This window comes from Mammaliicoccus sp. A-M4 (assembly GCF_022386955.1).
GTDB classification, from domain to species: domain Bacteria; phylum Bacillota; class Bacilli; order Staphylococcales; family Staphylococcaceae; genus Mammaliicoccus; species Mammaliicoccus lentus.
The window spans coordinates 244788-266721 of sequence record NZ_JAJNHH010000002.1; the positions used below are offsets into that span (position 1 = coordinate 244788).

A 21934-nucleotide genomic window follows, 5' to 3' on the forward strand; every position below is an offset into this window, starting at 1 on the left:
TATATACTCCGATAGTATGAATTTAATGGAAAAGTGACAAAATTCAGACATTTTTATTTTTAAATTAATTTTTTGTGATAAAATTTTAAGGTGTATATAAAAGGGGAGGGTGGTAGTTTTGAAAGTATTTATTAAATTAGGTTGGTTTATTAAAGCTGAACTAAAAAATTATATTTTAGGTATATTTATTCTTTTATTAGTTGCTTTAATTGATTTATTACCACCACAAATAATTGGACGAGTAATTGATGGGATTACACTTCAAACATTAACGGGAAAAACGCTTATAATTTACCTCGTCATATTAGTAGTTGCGGCGATCCTTACATATATTTTCCGGTACTATTGGAGAATTATGATATTTGGGGCGAGTATGAGGTTGGGGAAAATATTAAGATCTAATCTTTATCATAAATATACTTCGATGAGCCCGTCATTTTTCCAAAAGAGACGTACAGGGGATTTAATGGCGCATGCAACAAATGACATTAGAGCAGTACAAAACACAGCTGGTTCTGGTGTGTTGACGATAGCTGATTCTCTTATAACAGGTGGGTCTGTGCTCATAACAATGGCAATTACAGTTGATTGGCGATTAACACTTATCGTTATGATACCTTTGCCAATTATGATTGTATTAACTAGTTATTATGGTAAATTGCTGAACAGAGGTTTTAAGAAGGCCCAAGCAGCCTTCAGTCAGCTGAATGATAAGACACAAGAAAGTATAGCCGGGATTAAAGTAACAAAAACTTTCGGTTATGAAAAAGATGACCAAGCAGATTTTAAAAAATTAAGTGACGATGTTGTTTATAAAAACTTAAAAGTTTCTAAAATTGATGCGTTATTTGATCCGACAATAATGTCAGTAATAGGTGTGAGTTACTTTTTAGCGATTTTCTTCGGAGCTAGAATGGTGATTCAAGAAGATATTACAATTGGACAACTTGTTACATTCACAACTTATTTAGGCATGATGGTCTGGCCATTATTAGCTCTTGGCCTGTTCTTTAATATTGTACAAAGAGGACACGCATCATATGAACGTATTAATGAAATAACAAATGTGAAAAATGATGTTGATACAAATGTAGAAACAGAAACAATTCCTGAAGGAGATATTCAATTTGATATTGATACATTTCACTTTCCGGATGATGATAGTTTAGCACTACGCGATATAAAATTCACAATTTCAAAAGGTTCTACTATCGGTATTGTAGGTCGTACTGGCTCAGGAAAAAGTGCTATCATCCGTTTGTTATTAAGAGAGTTTGATACTGCACAATCTATCGAAATTAAATACGGTAGTAAACCAATTCGTTATTATGACATCAGTCATTTAAGAGCTCAATTTGGATATGTACCTCAAGATCTTTTCTTATTCTCTACTTCAATTAGAAACAATATTGCTTTCAGTAACCCTGAAATTGATAATCAATACATCTATGAAGCGAGTCGATTGAGTTATATTCATAATGATATTTTAGCGTTTCCGGAAGGGTATGACACAGTAGTTGGAGAACGTGGTGTTTCTTTATCAGGAGGACAGAAACAAAGAATTTCGATAGCACGTGCTTTAATCATGAATCCACCTGTGCTTATTTTAGATGATTCATTGTCGGCAGTTGATGCTGAAACGGAAGAACATATTTTAGAAAATATGCAAAATGTCCGTCAAGGTAAAACAAATATTATTACTGCACACAGAATGAGTGCGGTGAGCCATGCTGACATGATTATCGTTATGGATAAAGGTACGATTATCGAAAGAGGTAAGCATTCAGAATTGATGGCAAACAAAGGATGGTATTACGAAACATATCAAGCACAAGCATTACATGAAGAGCTTGCGAGTAGCTTAGATGAAATAGCGAAAGGGGATGAAGAAGATGGCTCAAAATCATAATTTGACAGCTAAAGATCAATTTCAAGTTTTAAAACGTTTGATCAAATATACATTCCCTTTCAAAGGTATTATTTTATTAGCATTTATCATGTTGACGATTTCGACAATAGCGAGCATTGCAACACCGTATATGGTTAAAGTATTTATTGATGATTACTTAACACCACAAGTGTTCCCTAAAAGTGATATTACGTTACTGATTGTTATATTTTTCGTCATTCAAATTGTTGGCGCTATAACAACTTATTGGAACGTATATTTATTTCAATATCTTGCATTTAAAGTAATACAACAATTAAGAATAGACGCATTTAATAAAATTGGGAAATTAGGGATGCGTTACTTTGATAAGGAACCAGGCGGAAGTATTGTATCAAGACTTACTAATGATACTGAAGCTATAGTAGAAATGTTTATTGGTGTATTCTCATCATTCTTAATGGCAATATTTATGGTCATTTCTAGTTATGTCATGATGTTTATACTTGATTTTAAACTTGCATTAATGGCTTTAATATTCTTGCCAGTCATCATACTTGTATTAGCATTATATAGAAAATATTCAGCTATTTATTTTTCACAGGCACGACAGCTCTTGTCAGATTTGAATGCAAAATTAGCAGAATCTATAGAAGGTATGCGCATTATACAAGTATTTAACCAAGAGAAAAGATTACAAAATGAATTTAATGAGATTAACGATAAGCATTATGATTTTAATATGCGAACAGTTAAAATTGACGGTTTATTATTGAGACCAGCTATAAGCATGATTTCAATATTTGCCGTTGTAATGATACTTGGATATTTCGGAGTATTAAGTTTCTCTGGAGGCGTTACAGCTGGTGTTGTATTTGCTTTTGTACAATATATGGAACGCTTCTTTGAACCTATTAACCAAGTCAGCCAAAACTTAAACGTATTACAGCAAGCGTTAGTGTCAGCAAGTCGTGTATTTAAGCTTATTGATAACGATATGCTGGAACCAGAGCAACATGAAAAACCTAATTATCATATAACGGATGGTAAAGTTGAATTTAAGCATGTTACTTTTAGTTATGATGGTAAGACAGATGTTCTAAAAGACATTACATTTACAGCTAATCCAGGAGAAACGGTCGCGTTAGTCGGTCATACTGGATCTGGTAAAAGTTCGATTATAAACTTGTTTATGAGATTTTATGAATTCAATCAAGGTGAAATTTTAATCGACAACCAATCTATAAAAGAAATGCCGAAATCTGAATTGAAAGGTAATATCGGTCTTGTGTTACAAGATGCATTTATATTCTTTGGAACGGTCGCATCAAATATTAAACTTTATCATCCTACAATGACTTTCGAAAAAGTACAAGAAGCGGCAGACTTTGTACACGCAGACCAATTTATTAATTTATTACCTGATAATTATGAGCATGAAGTGATTGAAAAAGGAAGTGCCTTTTCAAGTGGTGAAAGACAACTACTAGCATTTGCGAGAACGATGGCGAGTGAGCCTAAAATATTAATATTAGACGAAGCAACGGCTAATATTGATTCTGAAACAGAAGCACAAATTCAAAAATCACTAGCAAAAATGCGTAAAGGTAGAACAACTTTAGCAATCGCGCATAGGTTATCAACAATTCAAGACGCAGATCAAATTCTTGTGTTAAATAAAGGTGAAATTGTAGAACGAGGCACACATGATGAACTGATTAAACAAGATGGTATTTATCATAAAATGTATTTACTTCAAAATGGTTGAAAGTAAAAACACATATCAAATATAAACATACCCCCAACCCGGCAATTTAAAATTAAACGGATTGGGGGTGTTGTTTGAAGATGATATTTCTCTCTGACAACCTTTTCTTATAAATTTATGTATAATAAGAACTATTAGATATTTTTAAGGAGGATTTAACATGGGAGCTTTTGATGTAGACTATAATAAAATAACTGAGCGAACAGAGTTTCCTTATGAAATAGAGGTTACACATCATACATGGATTGAAATGACTGATGGTGTTCGATTGTCAGCAAAAATATGGCAACCAAAAAAGTCAGGAACAACTAAAGGTGCTGTGCTAGAGTACTTACCTTATAGAAAAGATGAGTTCACTGCTTTACGAGATGAAATAAGACATAAATATTTTGCTGGATTCGGATATACGGCAATCAGAGTGGATATAAGAGGAACAGGTGACTCTGAAGGTATTATTGAAGATGAATATCCTAAACAAGAACAAGATGATGCAATTGATATTATTAAATGGATTGAATCTCAAGACTGGTCTAACGGTTCAGTCGCAATGATCGGTAAGTCTTGGGGTGGCTTCAATGGTTTACAAGTAGCCGCTAGACAACCGGAAGCTTTAAAGACAATCATATCTTTATGTTCAACAGATGATCGATATGCTGATGATGTTCATTATAAAGGCGGTACAATGATGGCATCAGATATGCTTTGGTGGGCATCAACTATGTTTGCTTACAATGCAAGACCAGCTTTCCCTAAATATTTTGGAGAGAACTGGTATGACAATTGGATAGAAAGATTAGAACAAACACCACCTTTTGTAGATGAGTGGGTCAAACATCAAACAAGAGATGAATATTGGAAACATGGTTCTATTAATGAAGATTATACACAAATTCAAATTCCAGTCTTAACAATGAGTGGTTGGGCTGATGGTTATACGAATGCTGTATTCCGTTTGATGAAACATTTAGATGTTCCTAAAAAGGCGGTTATCGGACCTTGGGCACATGAGTTCCCAGACGTAGCCATTCCAGGACCTCAATTTGGCTATTTACAAGAAGTCGTTTCTTGGTTAGATAAGTGGATGGGTGATAAACAAACTGAAAATCATCGTGATGAATTTTTAGTATATTTACAAGATAGTGTTGAACCTAAAACAACTTATGATTATCGAGAAGGTAAGTGGTTAAATTTACTAAATGAAGAAATTACAACGAAAAATTTATTCGCTGGTACGACGAGAGAAATTCAACTAAAGAATAAACAACAACATGGGTTATATTCAGGAGTATTTTGCCCATTCGGTCAAGACGGTGACTTACCAGACGACCAAACAATTGATAATGCTTTAGCTAATTCATTAATGTTGGACATGTATGGCGATACTTTAAATATTATGGGTCAACCAGTAGCAAAATTACGCGTTAAGTCAGATTGTAAAGAAGCAAATATACATATTCGCTTAACAGATGTGCATCCAGATGGTTCAAAAACACTTGTTACTATGGGACAATTCAATTTAAACCATTACAAGAGTAATGAATTCCCTGAAGATTTACCAGTAGACGAGTATATAGATGTAGAAGTACCTTTAGATGTTATTGGTTATCAAATACCAGAAGGTCACATGATTGAAGTTTCTATCGCACCAACATATTGGCCACAAATTTGGCCGAGCAAAGAAATCGTTAAATTAGATGTTGATTTAGAACACTCTAAACTAAATATACCATTAGTGCGTGAGTTCACAGAAGTTAAACTAGAACATGAATTTTCAGAAACAGCCAAACCTTTAGAAAAGATTATTCATAGAGATGGTTCAAGAACTAGAGATATAACGAAAAGGTTAACAACGAATGAATGGATACTATCAGACTATTCAGATGAAGGCTTGAGAACACTGAAAGATAGTAATATCACTTACGGTACAGAAAATATGAACGTGTATACAATAAAAGAAGATGATCCACTTTCAGCAAAAGTACAATGCGACTGGAAAGTAATATTGAAAGATGATGACATTGATACAGAAGTTGAAACATACAGCACCATGTCATGTGACGCTGAATACTATTACTTGAGAAATGAGGTAATTGCATATAACGATGGTGAACAATGCTTTACGAAGACATGGGAAAATAAAATTAAACGAAATTATACTTAAACAAACACAAAATAATTCTCCTAACCCGTTGGATTTTTAATTAACGGATTAGGAGAATTTTTTTATATGTGGTTTCGAAAGTGACAGTTTGTACGAGTACAGCTAATCATTAATTAATATATCGGTAAGCCATAAGTTCTTGTAACATTCTTATTTCTTCTTGTAGTTTGGCACCGATGTTAGTGTCGCGTACTTTTTTACGTTCGAGTTCTTCGTCTACAACACGTCTGACAGACAATTCATCTGCGCCGTTCAGAAGTACGTTTTCTTTTGTGCCAAAGTGTTTATGCGCCACTAGTTGCATGCCAAATGAGTTATAAAGTAATGTATAGCCAGCGATACCTGTCGTTGATTGGTACGCTTTTGAAAAGCCACCATCGATAACAATCATCTTACCATCTGCTTTGATTGGGTTTTCACCGTCTATTTCTTTAACTGGTGTATGACCATTTATGATGCGTCCTTGTTCTGGGTCTAAACCAAAGTCTTGCAACATGTTACGACACATTTGACTGTCTTCTCTTAAGTAATAGTAAGGATTTTTTTCTTCCTTGTGCGAAGCTTTATCTTTAATGAAATATCTTTCAAAAGTAGTCATGGCACGCTTTCCAAATAATGAAGAATATTTACCTGTCCATAAGTACCAAATCAAGTCTGTTGATAAATCATCTGTTTGTTCTTTATTTGCGAATGAAACTCTAATGTGTTGTTCGAATTGATCGAGTAATTCGCGACCGTTATACATTTCACCGTCGATTTCCATTTCTTCCATTTTTCCATTTTCATCTACTGGTATGCATCCATGTATTAATAAATTACCATTATATCTTAAGTATAAGTTTCCTTTTTTCATTAAGAAGTTCATATGACGTTTTAATTTTTCAGACTCTTGCACTGATAATAGAAGTTTATTAATCACTTCTTCTTCTTCTCTGTTTAATTGTGCAGGATTATTACGATCTACAGTTTCAAAGCATGTGTTTTCAAGTGGATAAGTTTTGCCGTAAATTGTAACTTCATTGTTATCGTAATCTACTTTTTCTAATATAAGGCGTTCTTCCATATCGAATGAAGGTCTACGTTTAATAATAGGGCTTTCTAATTTGAATTGTATAATTGCGATAGCTTGATGTATCTTCGTTATTTGTAATTTTTCTTCTTCGGATATTGCTTTGTCTGCATGTTCTTTTGGATGAAAGGCAGAATTATCTTTATAATATTTTTCAGCTAAATTGACTAATGGACGTAAATTAATACCGTATGCGTCTTCTATAATGTCCAAGTTATCGTAACGCGCACAAATTCTTAAAATATTTGCTAAACATACTTTTGAACCTGCATAAGCGCCTATCCAAAGTACGTCATGGTTACCCCATTGAATATCAACTGAATGATAATTAATTAATGTTTCCATAATTTTATCTGGGTCTGGACCACGATCATAAATGTCACCGACCACATGTAAGTGATCCACGACTAAACGTTGTGTTGTATATGCTAGACCGATAATTAATTTATCTGATTGTCCAAGTGAGATGATTTTTTGAATAATTGTTTCATAGTAAGTAGTTTTATTATTATAAACGTTACTTTTATACAGTAATTCTTCAATTATGTATACAAACTGTTTCGGTAAAGCTTTACGAACTTTTGAACGTGTATACTTACTTGAAGCGTAAGAAATCAATTCAATCATTTGTTGGATTGTTTCAATGTACCATTCGTTTAATGCTTCTTTAGATGAAAATTGATTTTTTATTAATTTAAGTTTTTCTTCAGGATAATAAACTAAGGCAGCCAGACTGCTGATTTCATCTTCAGAAAGTCTGTTTTTAAAAATATCATTAATTTTAGCTCTTACGTTACCAGATCCATTTCGGAGCACATGTTGGAAAGCGTGGTATTCACCATGTAAATCACTAACAAAGTGTTCTGTACCTTTTGGTAATTCCATTATAGATTCTAAATTTATGATTTCAGTTGCTACTTTCTCTTCAGCATCAAATTTTTCTGCTAATAAGTCTAAATATTTTTCTTTTACATGTTGATTGATGTTCTCTGTCATTCTAGTCACTCCGTTCGTATAATTGATGAGTTAAAACTTTAAATAATAGACATCATTTGAGATATAGTATAACACATTAAATAATTTGATATTAAGATTTATACTCACGATATTTAGGGTATAAATATAATGAAATGGAGGTTGATTAAGGTGAGTTGTGATATCAATAGAATTTATGAAGATTACGATAAAGACAATGTTAGAGTGCTTGTCGATAGAGTATGGCCACGTGGCATCTCTAAAGAAAAGGCAAATCTAGACCATTGGATAAAAGAAATCGCACCATCTGATTCACTGAGAAAATGGTTCGGACATGACCCGGAAAAATTTGATTCATTTAAGAAAAAATATAAAGAAGAACTTAAATCAGGTGAACAAAAAGAAGCACTCGATCAACTCAAAGACATTTATAAAGAAAATAATGGTAATGTCGTATTATTATATGGTGCGAAGGATGAAAAACATAATCAAGCAGTAGTTCTAAAAGAATTTCTAGATCATCAATAATCAATAAACACCCTCTAATGTATTGTATTAATCTATACATTAGAGGTGTTATATTTATTGTATTGATTTTCGTAAGTTATGATATAGCGTTTCGGCTTCTTCTAAATGTGAAACGCCATGTACATTCATACGTCCATCTGCAAAAAATGTCATCTTATAATCTTTGAATGAAATCAATTTGACGTAATCATTTTCTTTCAAAACATCACCTGGGAAATAATGTGCTAAGTTAAATGTCTTTTCTTTAAATCTAAATAAAAATGCATCTCCGCACAACGCTTCTATTGATGACATATGTTGCTTATCTAAGATGTTGTAATGACCATTTACACAAACAGGACATTGTTGATTTTTCAGCATATCAATTTGAGTACTACGTGTATTCATTTCGAAACAATCTAATGTTATAAGTTTCTTAGAAAATCCTTTCCCAGCAATATAACGTAATACTTCGGATACTTCAAAGCTTGCTACTTGATTAACGACTGGTGGTAAGACACCGTTTATAGCACAACTTTCTCCTGTTTCTGGAACATTCTCTAAAATGCATTTTAAACATGGTCCTTCGAAATCAATTGCATATACTGTTCCTTTACTCCCGACAGCTGCACCATAAACCCAAGGGATTTGTAGTTTATGACATACTTCGTTAATTAAAAAGCGTATATCAAAATGATCCATGCCGTCTACTATGATGTCTGGTTGATATTGTTTAATCACTTCTTCAATGTTAGATGGTGTCAGCTCTTTATTCACAGCATTTAACGTTACATGTTGATCAATCTTATTGATTTTATCGCGTAAAGCGACAACTTTAGGTCGCATATCATAAGCATCTGATTCATCATATAAAGCTTGTCTATGAAGGTTAGAGATTTCTACTATGTCCATATCAACAACTGTTAAATGATGTGCACCAGCTCTTGCAAGTTGTTCAGCAACGTGACTACCTAATGCACCTGCACCCATAATCATTATCTTAGCTGTTTGTAATTGATGCTGACCATTTTCACCAAATGGTTGGAACTTTGTTTGTCTATCATAGCGATCCATTATAGAAAACCTAAACCTTCAGTAGGACTAGATGCTTGTGCAGTATATTTTACTGGAATTCTACCCGCTTCATAACTTAATCGCCCAGCATCAATGCCTAATCTCATTGCTTCAGCCATTTTTACAGGGTCTTTAGCACTGGAAATAGCAGTATTTAATAGGATTGCATCAGCACCTAGTTCCATCGCATAACAAGCATCTTTTGGAGAACCAATTCCAGCGTCAACAATGACAGGCACTTCAGATTGCTCAATAATATATCGCAAATTAAGTGGATTATTTATGCCTCTACCAGTACCGATAGGAGAAGCTAAAGGCATAATAGCGTGTACGCCAAGTTCTTCTAAACGTTTAGCTAGTACTACATCACATGAAATGTATGGACATACGATATAACCTTTCTCTAATAAAATTTCACAAGCTTTATAAGTTTCTATTGGGTCAGGTAGCAGTGTTTTGTCATCTCCAATTACTTCGACTTTAATCATGTTACAAAGGCCTGCATGTTGTGCGATTTCAGCTATACGCACAGCTTCTTCTGCAGTATGTGCACCGGCAGTGTTAGGGAATGTAACAAACTGTTTTAAATCAACATTAGCTAATGGGTTTGGCAATGATTTATCATATAAATTCATTCTTCTCACAGCGAACGTTAATACATCAGTTTGTGACGCTTTAATCACTTCTGATTGTGTTTTTTCATCTTCAAATTTCCCTGTTCCTAATAATAATCTTGAGTTTAATTCATATGGTCCTATTTTTAACATTTTATCCGCCTCCAACAAATTCTAGTAATTCTAGTTGATCTGATTCTCTAACAATTGTTTCGTTGAAATTTTCCTTTTTAATCAGTGATCCATTGAATTCTACGATGATTCTTTCTTGGTCTAATTCAAGGGATGATAATACCTCTGTAACAGGTAAATCTTGTTCAAAATTAAATTCATCTCCATTGATAATACATTTCATAATTCAACACTCCTTTTTGCTTTAAATCTTTCTAATATAGATGGTGTATGATCATTGATAATCCATTCGGACATTAACTTACCAATAATAGGTGAGAGGAGTATGCCATTCCGATAATGTCCAGTGACAAGAAATAGTCCGTCATCAACTTCGTCCATGATTGGCCATTCATTTTCAGTGTAAGGTCTGACGCCAGACCACTTGTGAATAACATTGCTTAATTTTAATGCTGGAACATACTGTGCTGCTTCATTAAATAACCAGCTTTCACCTTCTTTAGAAGTGCCTACAGAAAAGTCATTCATATAACTAGTAGCACCAACAAGAAATCTATTTTTAGCTTTAGGTACGATGTAACAACCATTGGTCATAAATAAAGTTTGTTTTAAATCTACTTGATTATTTTCTAATAGAAGAACTTCTCCTTTAACTCCAGTTATTTGAGGTGCGATAGTGGAGTCATGGATTAATTCATGACTCCAAGCACCTCCAGCTATTACAACTTTTTTAGCTTGAAGCACATCATGGGAAGTTTCGATATTATAATAATCACGTTTCTTAGTTATGTTTGTAACTTCTGTTTTATAAAATCGATCAACTCCTTTATTGGTAATAGATTCAAGCAATGCCTTTGTATATTTAGAAGCATTGATTTGTCCATCACCTGGTATATAAATTGCTTGGTTATGAAAATCTATATAACCATTGGATAAGCTTTGCAATGAAGATTTATCGAGCGCTTTTACATGTTCATCATGCTGACTTAAAAAAGTATACTGTTTATTTAAATGAGCAATATCATTAATATTAGAAGCCATCTTAATTAATCCATGTGATTCAAATTCGATATCGATATTAGTCTCATCGTATAAATCTTCAGCTAAATCTTTGAAGTAACGTCGAGAATGTATAGCGAGTTCATATAAAGGTGAATAATTTTCAAATTCGTTTTGAGCGCCAAGCATGCCACCAGCTTTATAAGAAGCATGTAATCCTGGTACATCTCTATCAACAACTGCTATTGAACTATTTGATTTGTCGGAAAGAGCGCGTGCAATAGACATACCGATGACGCCAGACCCTACAATTAGAACGTCATACATAAGATTCCCACTCCTTTCTTAATGATTTAATGGCAGAATTTCCAGCATTTCTAAAGAAAGAAATCGCACATACACCTTGAAAACCTTTTGGCAGCTTTTGTATTGTATGCTCATCAATTCCGCCTATAGCGAAAATAGGTATATCGATTGAAAGTACATTTTTAATCTCTTCTAAAGACCTAGGTTTTGCTCCTTGCTTTGAAGAAGATTCAAAGACATGACCAAAAAATACAAAATCCAAATTGTTCTTTTGGGCTTTTGTCACGGTCTCAATGTTGTGAGTAGACATACTTACTGAAATGTCTGGATGTTGTTTTTTAAATAAAAAAGCTTTTGCATCATTTTCTTTAAAATGTACATACTTTAAATCAAAAGTTGCTACTAATGAAGTATGTGTGTGCAACATTATTTTATTTTTTGGAAAACCGATTGTTATTAAATAGTCGATGGTTGCAAATAATTTTTGATGATTCATAGGTGTTCTTAACAACAGTAAATCTATATGTTCTGATATTTCGATGTAATGATTTAAATCTTCTTTTGTTAAAATTTGATAAGGTGTTATTGCGATAAACAATTGAATCACTCCAAATAAAAAAGCGCTATTTTTCTTAGTAGAAAAATAGCGCAAATTAGCTTCAATAGGTACGCCACTTTCCTACGCCAGTACGAACTGGATCAGGTTCTGGGAATCCTAAAGTCACTACTTCAGTCTCAGCCTTTGATAAAGGCACTTCCAGTGGTCATTTATTTAATTATTAATGTCATTGTACAATTAAAATGGAAATTATTCAAATTGAATAAATAAAAATTATAATTTAACTGGTCCTCCAGGTCCTACTGGAAGGCCTAATAAGAACCATATAAGCATGATTATGGTCCAAACGACACCGATAATAATACTGTAAGGTAATAAGTGTGCGATTAAAGTACCGAGTTTAATATTTTTATCATACCTTTGTGCAATGGTTAATAAGAATGGTAAATACGGAATCATTGGCGTAATAGGGTTTGTAATAGAATCGCCTATACGATAAACCATTTGTGTAAATGCCGGATGATAGCCTAATGTAGCAAACATTGGTATAAAAATTGGTGCTAATATAGCCCATTTTGCTGAAGCGCTACCCATAAAGATATTAATAACAGACGTTAATATAATCAACCCAATAATCAAAATAACGCCGTTTTGGTTTTTCAACAATTCTGCCCCATTAATAGCCATCACTTTGCCAATATTAATCCAATCAAAATAAGCTAATAATTGAGCTGCAAAGAAGATAACTATAGTAAAACTACCCATATCTGACATGCTATTTGTCATTAATCTGCCTATATCTTTTGTAGACACAATACTGCGACTCATATATCCATATACTAAACCAGGAATAATAAAGACTAGAAGAAGAATGACTCCAAAGCCATCCATTAATGGAGACTCAACTAAAATACTGCCAGTATCATTATTTCTTAAAATACTATTTTGAGGTATAAGTATAACGACAATAAATAATAAAAATACAATGACTGAAATATTCGCATATGTTAATGCTTTTTTCGCACGTTGGTTGAATGTTTTTACAGACTCAGCATGCAATTTATCAATTTGGCTATTTTGAAAACTAGGAATCGTAAACTTCTTAGCTACATAGAAAATGATAGGGGTTAAAAGAAATGTTGAAATAGCTGTGAAATACCAGTTCATTGCAATATTAATAGAAGCTTCCCCAGAGAATAATTATAATGCAGATTGAGTAAATGAAAATGCTAGAGCATCATCTAACCCGATTAATAAATTAGCTCCATAACCAACTTCTACTGCAGCATAACTAATCACTAAACCTGCAATAGGATGATAACCCATCTTTATAAATATAACTGCTGTTAAGACAGGCATAATCATTGGTGCCACACCACCAGCAGCATTTCCCAAAATAGATATAAAAATACAAATATAAAGGGGTAATTATTATGTTTATGGCAGAAAATAAATTAAAACTAGACAAAGGCACAGCAGAAGAGTCAATTGAAAGATTTTATATGAGACAAGGAATCGAAACAATCGAAGGATTCAAAGAAATGTTTGTTACAAAAACAAATAACTTAAAAGAATTCGACGAAGTTAAAATCTTAACACTATGGGAAGATGAACAAAATTTTAAAAACTGGCTAGTATCAGATGTTTTCAAAGAAGCACACAAAAACGTACGTCACCAGTCAGATGACGAAACAAGCCCTATATTAGAAAACTCAGTCACAACATATAAAATCGGATACCATTATTCGAACGATAAAGTAGCACAATAAAAAACAGCATGACATCAAAGTCATGCTGTTTTTGTTTGAAAAATATGATAATGTGAAAAAGAAATTAGATACCGAATAATATAGAATAACTAAAATAGCGAGGAATGAGTATGAAAGACTTTTGGGTCATATCAGGAATTGTAGGATTAAATATTATTTATGGGTTAATATTATGGATATCACAGAATGATATAACTGGAATTTTTACCTTGGTATTTTTCAGTATAGGGCTCATTGTGCGTTACTTTTCAGATAGAGAAAAGGTGCCTTTTTATAAGCGATGTAAAGGGCTGTATATAAGCGTAATGTTATTTATAGGAGGAAATCTAGTTTATGTGCTAATCAAAGCATTGGGGTGGGCTAATATATATACAACTACATTGTATATCGTGTTTATTTTATTGTTAGCCATAGTGTTGTATATGAAATATGACAGAAAACAGAAAGAATCTATAAATTAAAAGAAGCGGCGAAAAGCCGCTTCTTTTGTTAGATATATCTAAATTTTTTTACAGTTAAGACGATAAAGCATCAATAACGTAAAACACACCAAACAGAGCAAACATGAATCCAATCATGAATGAAATAAACACTGCAGCTAGTAAAGGATTGAATAACAATACTATAGCTATTAAAATACCAAGCACATTTAAAATAATAGATAATAAATGGAACATGCCATTAGATCTTTCAGCAGGTGTAACTGTAAAGATAGCAATCACGTTATTAATCATGAACCAAACCGCGAAAATATAAATTAAAAATACAGAACTCTCAGCAGAATTGAACATCACAACAAGTCCGAAAACAATGTTAATAATACCCAAAACGAATGTCCAACCACTAGGAACTCCCATAACCTTCTTATTAGCACGTCTGAACACAATCTCTAAAATACCGCTGATTAAAGAGAATAAACCAATTAACCAAGTAATCGCGTAGAAATTCTCAACAGGATAACTAAAAATAACAATACCAATGATTAAGAAAATCCCACCAATCACAAAACTCGGCCATCTAAACTTACTATTTTGATTAGCCAAACCGAACCCTCCTTTGAAAAAAGTAGTGTAAGTATATTTTAACTGTAAAGAGGATGGAGAGGAAGTGGGAAATAATGTGAGTTTTTGATTATTTAAATAATTTAATAATAACAATGAAAATAATTACATTAAATGATAAGATTTACTTAAAATATCTTACAAAGAGAGACGATATAAAATGAAAAAAAGTGAATTACTTAAAACTTTAGAGATGAGTTCACAGGATTTTAATTATCTGATAAATAATGGAATTCCATCTATAGATGATAATTATCAAGAATTTGATTTAGAAAAAGTAGTGGAATTTAGAAATAATTTAAACCAAGATAAAATTAATAATTTGAAAATAGGAGAGGAATATAAAGGGGAAGATGTTGCTGATGCATTTAAATGTTCATTACAAAAAGGATTAAATAGATCACATAGAACCAACTCATTAGTTATTGTTTCAAGAAATATAAAGAGAGAGGACATATATGATAATAAATGGGAAGGAGATATATTTTATTATACAGGAGAAGGTAGAGAAGGAGATCAAGATATAGAAAAAGGGCAAAATAGAGTTTTGAAAAATTATAAGTCTAATTACGTAAATCTATATTTATTTGAATCATTTAAAACGGGTCATTACATATATGCTGGACCTGTTGAATTAAGTGAAAAAATAGAACCTTTTTATATACTTGAAAGAGACGTTGATAAAGAAGCTAGGTCAGTTATTAAATTTCCAATTGTATTAAAGAATAAAGCTTATGCACCGCCACTAGAAACGATAGAGAATAATAAAGAGGAAAGGTCAAGGAAAAATAAAAAAGAAAACAATATAGAAGATTTGTTAAAAAAAGCTAGAGATGCTAGTGAATTAAATAAAGAAGAATCAAATAAAATAGGGAGTTCAAAACCATTTCATAGACAAGTTAGGATAAATTATTACGATAGAAGTAAAGAGATTAGAGATATCGTAAAGTATTTAGCAAATGGAAGATGCACGTTATGTGAAGAAAAAGCACCTTTCAATGTTGATAATGTGCCATTTTTGCATGTTCACCACATAGAATATTTAGCAAAAGGCGGTAGCGATACAATAGATAATTGCGTAGCGGTATGCCCAAATTGTCATGCAAAAATCCATATGCTAGAAGACCCTATTGATAAAGAAAAATTAATAGAAAGTGTCAACAAAAGGCCACAAAAATATAGAACAGAAATTTAATACAACATTGAAAAATGCTGAATAGTTCATTTACAAATTTTTTTGATTTGGAGATATAACATGAAAGAAATTCAAGTAGTTGCAGCGGTTATTCAAAATGAACATAAGGAATACCTATGCTGTCAAAGAGCAGAAAATAAATCATTGGCCGGCTATTGGGAGTTTCCAGGAGGTAAAATAGAAATAAATGAAACTGCAGAATTAGCATTAAAAAGAGAAATAAAAGAGGAATTAAATGCTAATTGCAATATAAAAAAATTCTTAGGAACTACAATGTATGAGTACGAGTTCGGTAGAGTCATTCTGAATGTGTATTTATGTAATTTAGAGGAAGGGAAATTTAATTTAATAGAGCACCAGGACAGTAAATGGTTAAATAAACAGAACTTAACTAATTTAAAACTTGCTCCCGCAGACATACCAATTTTAAATTGGTTATAGAAAGCATCAGATTAAAAATTGAGAGTTTTAATAAAGACAAGATTTTATATAAAGTAATAAACAATAAAAAATACTAAATATTCGGATAATTACTATTATTAACTTTCTAATTATTATATAATAATTAATATATTGTAAAAATAAATATGATTAGAGAAAATAAAAGGAGATGTTATCTGTGATAGAAAAAGAACTGAATAAAATAATGAAAATAGCTAATGAAGAGAATTATCCAATCAATGCAGAAAAAGCTTTTAATATACTTATTTGTTCACTATATTGTTATAAATCTCTTAATTACAAAAAAATTGGTTTGATCTAACGAATGAAAATATAACTGATGGAAAAAGTGATGGTGGCATTGATTTTATATTTTTTGATGATGATAATTCAAAAGTTATTATTGGTCAAAATAAATATTCAAATAATGTTGATATCAATGATGTATTTAATGAAATTACAAAAATTAATAATACTCTTATAGATTTTGATAAGGGGCAAACTAATTTATACAATAAAAAATTGAAGAAAAGTTATAGAAATGCAATAGATAGGTTGTCTGATGAAGATGAAGGGAATATAGAAATTTTATTCACTTCTACAAGCGAGTTTGATGAAAAACAAATTCATAAAAAGATAAAAAACGTTAAACAAAGTAAATTTACAGAAGTAATTATTCATTATGAAAGAGATATTAAAAAAGCAATAATTGAAATACAGCAGACACTCAAGCCTGCTAAAGAACATAAATTCCAAATTGATGAATCGAAGAATGCTTTAAATTACGAATCTGATTATTATAAAGGAATTGTTGTTAACATAAGTGCTCAAAGTTTAAAAGCCGCTTTCGAAAAATTTGAAAGTGAAGGCTTATTTAATATGAATATACAAAGATATATAAAATCGAAAACGGTTGATGATGCCATTATCGAAAGTATGAGAAAAAATTCTGATGATTTCTGGTTTATGAATAATGGTATAACTATAGCATGTGAACATTTTCGTTTAGATGGGGATAATGTGAAAGTATACGATTTTTCAATCGTTAATGGTGGTCAGACTACTTCATTAATCGCAAAAAATTTAGAGTCGTATAAAGATGATTTTTATTTAATGTGCAAAATAATTGAAAAAATAGAGAAGACATAAAAAGTAATGATGATAGAGACTTTTTCAATAATATAGCTGAAGCAACAAATTCACAGAAAGCTATACAGCCAAAAGACTTAAAAGCTAATGCACCAGAGATGATACAATTACAAAGGATTTTATATGATGAAGGTATTTTCATGGAAATTAAGAGAGGTATTACTGCTCCAAGAAGTCATAGTAATAGTAAAATAAAAAATGAAGAGTTTGCTCAATTATTTTATTCATTTGTAAATCAAAGACCTGGAACAGCTAGATCTAGTAAAAAAAGTCTTTTTTCTAATAATTCACATTACAAAAGTATATTCAAACTTAATTATTCCAATGATCAGGTTAAGGTTGAATTTATAAAAGATTTGATAAATTTAAATCAAAGAGTTAATTATATTATTCAAAATATAAAAGAACATAATAGTGTTGGTTTATCAACAGAAGAAATGACTATTTTAGTAAATGGTAAATATTCACTTATTGCGATTATGGGGGTAATTTATAGAATAGTTAACAATGATCCAGGTGCTAAAAGTATTGAAGATTTACATGGTGACGATTTTAAATTTGGAACTTTTATTTCAAATTATGAAAATGATGATATAGATGATAAATTAAAAGACTTAATTGTTGAATTTGTGGAGATATTAGCGACTTCTTATGAACGTGAATTTAGCTTTGGAAATGTAACAAGCCCAAGTAACTTCTTTAAAACAGATAAAAAATATCTTGAAAAAATAGCAGATAAAGTTATTAAAGACCAAAGAGTTAGTAGAAAACATAATGAATTAATTTCAGCATATGGCCCTTTATTTAAAAGGGTATCAAGTCGGGATATTGATAAAAAATAGATGCTTTATCTGAAGATTTATATTCTCAACTTAAATTGTTTTAAATTAAAAGACATCGTACAATGTGTACGATGTCTTTTTCTATCTAATAAAAACTTTTACGGGTAACATCAAAATTTAAATATTTACAGATATTCTATGTTATTTTTATAAAAAATAATTGAAATTGAATTTTGAGTTATATAATATAAGTGTAAACAGTAATCTAAGAGTTATCCGGAGGCTGTTGGTATTCTGTTTACTGAAATATATTTCATTGTATGATATTTCTGTAGAAAAAGATGGTTATTTTTTCGATATTTGAGCATATAGATTTTATTAAAAATTCTATAAAAAAATTAAATAAATGTATTGACATCAAAAAAAGATTATATATAATATTAAGTGTAATCTCACTGAACCTCTATTTAAGGGGAATGAATAAACATTTATACACTGAATTTTGTAATTGTTTATATAATGATTGCTAAGATATCATGATGATTATATAATTTATCGTTTAATTGTTGTTAATATACTTATAAATCTTTTCTGTAAGTTTTAATGATTTTTTAAATGATCGTTCAAAGTTCAGCTCTTAATTGCTTTATTAGTAAAGGTTATATTAAGTTCTCGCTTCTACTGTAAATTCTAGTCTTTACAGTAATTATGAAGCTTGTATATTTAGGCAATAAACATACAAGTTCTAAACCATACTCTTTTGACTAGGTTGCATATTTTGTTCTTCTCATTTTCTTTCCATAGTTCTTATAATTTTAATTAAATATAATATTTAAAGATTATCGTGTTCATTTCTTCTTTATAGAATTGTGTGGTTACAAAACTATATTATTGGATTTCTGAACAATTTAAAAATTCATGTCTGACTAAAACTATTTTATTTTGTCGCTTTTGAATTTGTGATGTTTTATTTTTGTATAAATGGTCGATACTTTTATTTTAAATTATTTAAAGTTGGTAAGTTCTTAGAAATTGATGGAACAAAAATGATTAAGATAATTATTATTAATCAATAAAAATATATTAATTTATTATGTTGTAGCATATATCATCGCGATTTTTTCGTGATAGGAGACTTAGTAGTATATGGGAAGAGGGCGTGTTTTCTGTTTTAACAGAGGACACGCTTTTTTTATTTGGAGGATGTTAATAGTGGTTAAATTATCTTTTGAAATTACAGATATTGAAGGCTTTTGTACAAATGGTAAAAAGGGGATTGTTAGGAAACGAATGTATAATGTGATTGATTGTTATGACTTAACAGTGTTGAAAGCAAATTTAAATGATCGTTTTTACGAAGACTATCTTTATCCTGAACAGTTTATTAATAATGTGTATATAAAGATTTTTAAAGGGAAGGAATTAGAATCATTAATTATTTTTAAACAATCATCGACTGCTGATAATGCTAGAGAATATAAAGTGAATCAAATTTGTTTATATCTAGATTATTTTTTTCAATTCTAATTATCTTTGTCAGGGTAATAGATTTTTGTTTCAAACTTTTTTGTGAAAAATTAACTTCAAGTTATATATAAGATACAATGAATGAAAGGAGTGATTTTATGTCATATATTACTTATGTAGAATCTAAGGATGGAACAAAATTATATACTAAGGTAAATCGTTCAGAGGAGCATGATTCAACAATTATTATTGTGCATGGTTTAGCTGAATATGCTGAACGTTATGATGAGTTTGTAGATGAATTAAATATGTTTGGTAGTAACATTGTAAGGTTTGATCATAGAGGACATGGGCATTCTGAAGGAAAAGATACTTACTATGGTTCTTATGAAGAAATTATTGAGGACGTTAAAGCTGTTGTAGACTATGTGAAAGAAAACATAGGACCTAAAATTTATTTAATTGGTCATAGTATGGGTGGATTTGCAGTAACACTGTATGGCACTAAGTATCCAGGGACCGTAGATGGATATATTACAAGTGGTGCGCTAACTAGGTACCATACGAAATTATTTGAGGGTGCTGAGTCATTAGGACCAGAAGAATACTTCCCTAATGAAATGGGAGAAGGATTATGCAGTAAAGCATCAGTTGTTGAAGAATATAAAATTGATGCACTAATTAAAAAACATATTTCAGGAGGCTTAGTACACAGCTTACTGGAAGGAGTCGAATACTTAAAAGAACACGCTAAAGACTTTGTTGACCCTATCATGATACTCCACGGAAAAAATGATGGAGCAGTATCACCAGAAGATTCAATTGATTTATATAGAGAAATCGGCTCAGAACATAAATCGTTGCATATCTTCCCTAAGTTCGAACATGAGATATTTCATGAAAATACAAAATTTTTCACTTTCTCACATTTAATAAGTAGTTGGATAATGGAACTTGAACCTGATGAAGATGAGTAAAATAAATGTATGGAATCCAATAAATAAAGAGGTTGAGACATAAACACATGTCTCAACCTCTTTATTTATACTCTCAACATGCTTCTGAATCCTCTTGCTCCATAGTATGATTCTGCACCATTATGATATGTAAATACTGTATCATAGCGACGGTCACAAAATAGTGCGCCTCCCAAATTTCTAATTTTATCTGGTGTCTCAATCCAACTAGAAGATTTCTTATCGAATTCTCCTAACGTTTGAAGATGACGGTATTGTGATTCTGTTAATAAAGATACTTTCATTTCATTTACTAAATCAATAGCGCTTGTTTCGGGCTTATGCTTCTTTCTTGATTCTAATGCTTCTCTGTCATAACAAACACTTCTACGTCCTTTAGGGCTCTCTTTTGAACAGTCTACAAAAAGATATTTTCCATCTTCTATTCCGATAACATCAGGTTCACCTTCAGTTCTTTCCATTTCATTAAGTGACCATAATAGCTCAGAATTATTAAGTAGTCTTTCTTCTACATCTGACCAGTTAATACCTTCGTGTCTTTCTGTAAATTTTTCAAATCTTTCTTTTAAAGTAGTAATAAGTTGTTGTTGTTCTTCTTGCGATAGTTTGTTTGATGACATAGTCATAGCTCCTTTTTGTAATAGTTTACCAGAAACGAATGTTATTTAAAGTAATATGTTATTCGTTTTCATGATTTTCTTTTAAAAACGCCAAATACTCGTCACCCCAGTCACAAATACCGTTGACAACCGCTTCTAAGTCTTTTCCTATTGAAGTTAAACTGTACTCTACTTTAGGTGGTACAACCGGGTAAACTTCTCGATGTATAATGTAATCATTTTCTAGCTCTCTAAGTTGTCGTATGAGCATTCGTTGATTAATATCAGGTAATCTTTTTTCTAATTGATTTAATCTAAGTGGTGATTCTTGAAGTAAATGCCAAATGATAGGTATCTTCCAACGACCTCCAATTACCGATAGTGCCAGGTCTTTCGAATTATAATATTCTGTTTCTTTATAGTTAATTAAAAGCATGATATA

The 21934-nt window shown here is 31.3% G+C and carries 20 protein-coding genes, 1 pseudogene and 1 riboswitch; of the genes and pseudogenes, 11 read left to right on the forward strand and 10 right to left on the reverse strand.

The genetic code is table 11. The features are described from left to right. Positions 1-118 precede the first annotated feature (118 nt). The 3 genes from LQ682_RS03110 (at position 119) to LQ682_RS03120 (ending at position 5817) form a co-directional block, all read left to right on the forward strand. On the forward strand, positions 119-1909 hold the full coding sequence (locus LQ682_RS03110) for an ABC transporter transmembrane domain-containing protein (protein ID WP_239723849.1): 1791 nt from the start codon (positions 119-121) through the stop codon (positions 1907-1909). Then, positions 1893-3656 carry an ABC transporter ATP-binding protein gene (locus LQ682_RS03115; protein ID WP_103269036.1) on the forward strand — a complete coding sequence of 588 codons (1764 nt, stop codon included), beginning with the start codon at positions 1893-1895 and terminating at the stop codon, positions 3654-3656. Before LQ682_RS03110 ends, LQ682_RS03115 begins: the two co-directional genes overlap by 17 nt. A 160-nt stretch (positions 3657-3816) precedes the next feature. Further along, positions 3817-5817 (forward strand): CocE/NonD family hydrolase, encoded by a 2001-nt coding sequence (locus LQ682_RS03120; RefSeq protein ID WP_218729577.1) that lies wholly within the window; start codon positions 3817-3819, stop codon positions 5815-5817. 109 nt (positions 5818-5926) lie between these two features. Here the strand turns inward: LQ682_RS03120 and LQ682_RS03125 are convergent, their stop codons facing one another. After that, positions 5927-7882 (reverse strand): fructose-1,6-bisphosphatase, encoded by a 1956-nt coding sequence (locus LQ682_RS03125; RefSeq protein ID WP_103269034.1) that lies wholly within the window; start codon positions 7880-7882, stop codon positions 5927-5929. A gap of 150 nt (positions 7883-8032) precedes the next feature. Between LQ682_RS03125 and LQ682_RS03130 the strand changes: the two genes are divergently transcribed. Continuing rightward, on the forward strand, positions 8033-8389 hold the full coding sequence (locus tag LQ682_RS03130) for a DUF488 domain-containing protein (RefSeq protein WP_064211615.1): 357 nt from the start codon (positions 8033-8035) through the stop codon (positions 8387-8389). A gap of 54 nt (positions 8390-8443) precedes the next feature. Here LQ682_RS03130 and LQ682_RS03135 read toward each other — a convergent pair whose 3' ends face one another. From LQ682_RS03135 to LQ682_RS03160, 6 genes and pseudogenes are all read right to left on the reverse strand, one after another. Further along, positions 8444-9442, reverse strand: a complete 999-nt coding sequence (locus LQ682_RS03135; protein WP_103269033.1) for a ThiF family adenylyltransferase — start codon at positions 9440-9442, stop codon at positions 8444-8446. After that, positions 9442-10209: a thiazole synthase gene (locus LQ682_RS03140; protein WP_103269032.1), complete on the reverse strand. Its 768-nt coding sequence runs from the start codon at positions 10207-10209 to the stop codon at positions 9442-9444. Before LQ682_RS03140 ends, LQ682_RS03135 begins: the two co-directional genes overlap by 1 nt. 1 nt (position 10210) lies before the next feature. Beyond that, a complete protein-coding gene (thiS, locus tag LQ682_RS03145) occupies positions 10211-10411 on the reverse strand; it encodes a sulfur carrier protein ThiS (protein ID WP_016999530.1) in 201 nt (66 codons plus the stop codon). Beyond that, complete coding sequence (gene thiO, locus LQ682_RS03150; RefSeq protein ID WP_103269031.1) at positions 10408-11514, reverse strand: glycine oxidase ThiO; 1107 nt, start codon at positions 11512-11514, stop codon at positions 10408-10410. The genes thiS and thiO overlap by 4 nt, the downstream gene beginning before the upstream one ends. Continuing rightward, positions 11507-12091, reverse strand: coding sequence for a thiamine phosphate synthase (locus LQ682_RS03155; RefSeq protein WP_275584014.1), 585 nt, complete (start codon positions 12089-12091; stop codon positions 11507-11509). Before LQ682_RS03155 ends, thiO begins: the two co-directional genes overlap by 8 nt. Before the next feature lie 61 nt (positions 12092-12152). Further along, a riboswitch (TPP riboswitch) is annotated at positions 12153-12262 on the reverse strand. A gap of 63 nt (positions 12263-12325) precedes the next feature. After that, positions 12326-13468: pseudogene (locus tag LQ682_RS03160) on the reverse strand (AbgT family transporter). A gap of 17 nt (positions 13469-13485) precedes the next feature. On the opposite strand from LQ682_RS03160, the gene LQ682_RS03165 reads away from it, so the two are divergent. Beyond that, positions 13486-13821, forward strand: coding sequence for an antibiotic biosynthesis monooxygenase (locus LQ682_RS03165; protein ID WP_103269028.1), 336 nt, complete (start codon positions 13486-13488; stop codon positions 13819-13821). A gap of 515 nt (positions 13822-14336) precedes the next feature. Here LQ682_RS03165 and LQ682_RS03170 read toward each other — a convergent pair. After that, entirely contained in the window at positions 14337-14864 is a 528-nt protein-coding gene (locus tag LQ682_RS03170) for an HdeD family acid-resistance protein (RefSeq protein WP_064211766.1), read from the reverse strand. Between the two features lie 178 nt (positions 14865-15042). Between LQ682_RS03170 and LQ682_RS03175 the strand changes: the two genes are divergently transcribed. The 6 genes from LQ682_RS03175 to LQ682_RS03195 all read left to right on the forward strand — a co-directional run bounded on the left by LQ682_RS03175 (position 15043) and on the right by LQ682_RS03195 (position 20893). Further along, positions 15043-16077: an HNH endonuclease gene (locus LQ682_RS03175; protein ID WP_103269027.1), complete on the forward strand. Its 1035-nt coding sequence runs from the start codon at positions 15043-15045 to the stop codon at positions 16075-16077. A 60-nt stretch (positions 16078-16137) separates the two neighbouring features. Further along, positions 16138-16518: a (deoxy)nucleoside triphosphate pyrophosphohydrolase gene (locus LQ682_RS03180; RefSeq protein ID WP_103269026.1), complete on the forward strand. Its 381-nt coding sequence runs from the start codon at positions 16138-16140 to the stop codon at positions 16516-16518. A gap of 522 nt (positions 16519-17040) precedes the next feature. Beyond that, positions 17041-17667 (forward strand): AIPR family protein, encoded by a 627-nt coding sequence (locus LQ682_RS14125; RefSeq protein WP_275591496.1) that lies wholly within the window; start codon positions 17041-17043, stop codon positions 17665-17667. After that, entirely contained in the window at positions 17664-18509 is an 846-nt protein-coding gene (locus LQ682_RS03185) for an AIPR family protein (protein WP_182094112.1), read from the forward strand. The genes LQ682_RS14125 and LQ682_RS03185 overlap by 4 nt, the downstream gene beginning before the upstream one ends. Positions 18510-19661: 1152 nt before the next feature. After that, positions 19662-19976: a hypothetical protein gene (locus tag LQ682_RS03190; RefSeq protein WP_064211764.1), complete on the forward strand. Its 315-nt coding sequence runs from the start codon at positions 19662-19664 to the stop codon at positions 19974-19976. 98 nt (positions 19977-20074) lie between these two features. Next, entirely contained in the window at positions 20075-20893 is an 819-nt protein-coding gene (locus tag LQ682_RS03195; RefSeq protein WP_103269298.1) for an alpha/beta hydrolase, read from the forward strand. 65 nt (positions 20894-20958) lie between these two features. Here LQ682_RS03195 and LQ682_RS03200 read toward each other — a convergent pair whose 3' ends face one another. Beyond that, complete coding sequence (locus tag LQ682_RS03200) at positions 20959-21513, reverse strand: DUF4256 domain-containing protein (RefSeq protein WP_174700873.1); 555 nt, start codon at positions 21511-21513, stop codon at positions 20959-20961. Positions 21514-21571: 58 nt separating this feature from the next. Continuing rightward, positions 21572-21928 carry a winged helix-turn-helix transcriptional regulator gene (locus LQ682_RS03205; protein ID WP_016998988.1) on the reverse strand — a complete coding sequence of 119 codons (357 nt, stop codon included), beginning with the start codon at positions 21926-21928 and terminating at the stop codon, positions 21572-21574. Positions 21929-21934 lie beyond the last annotated feature (6 nt).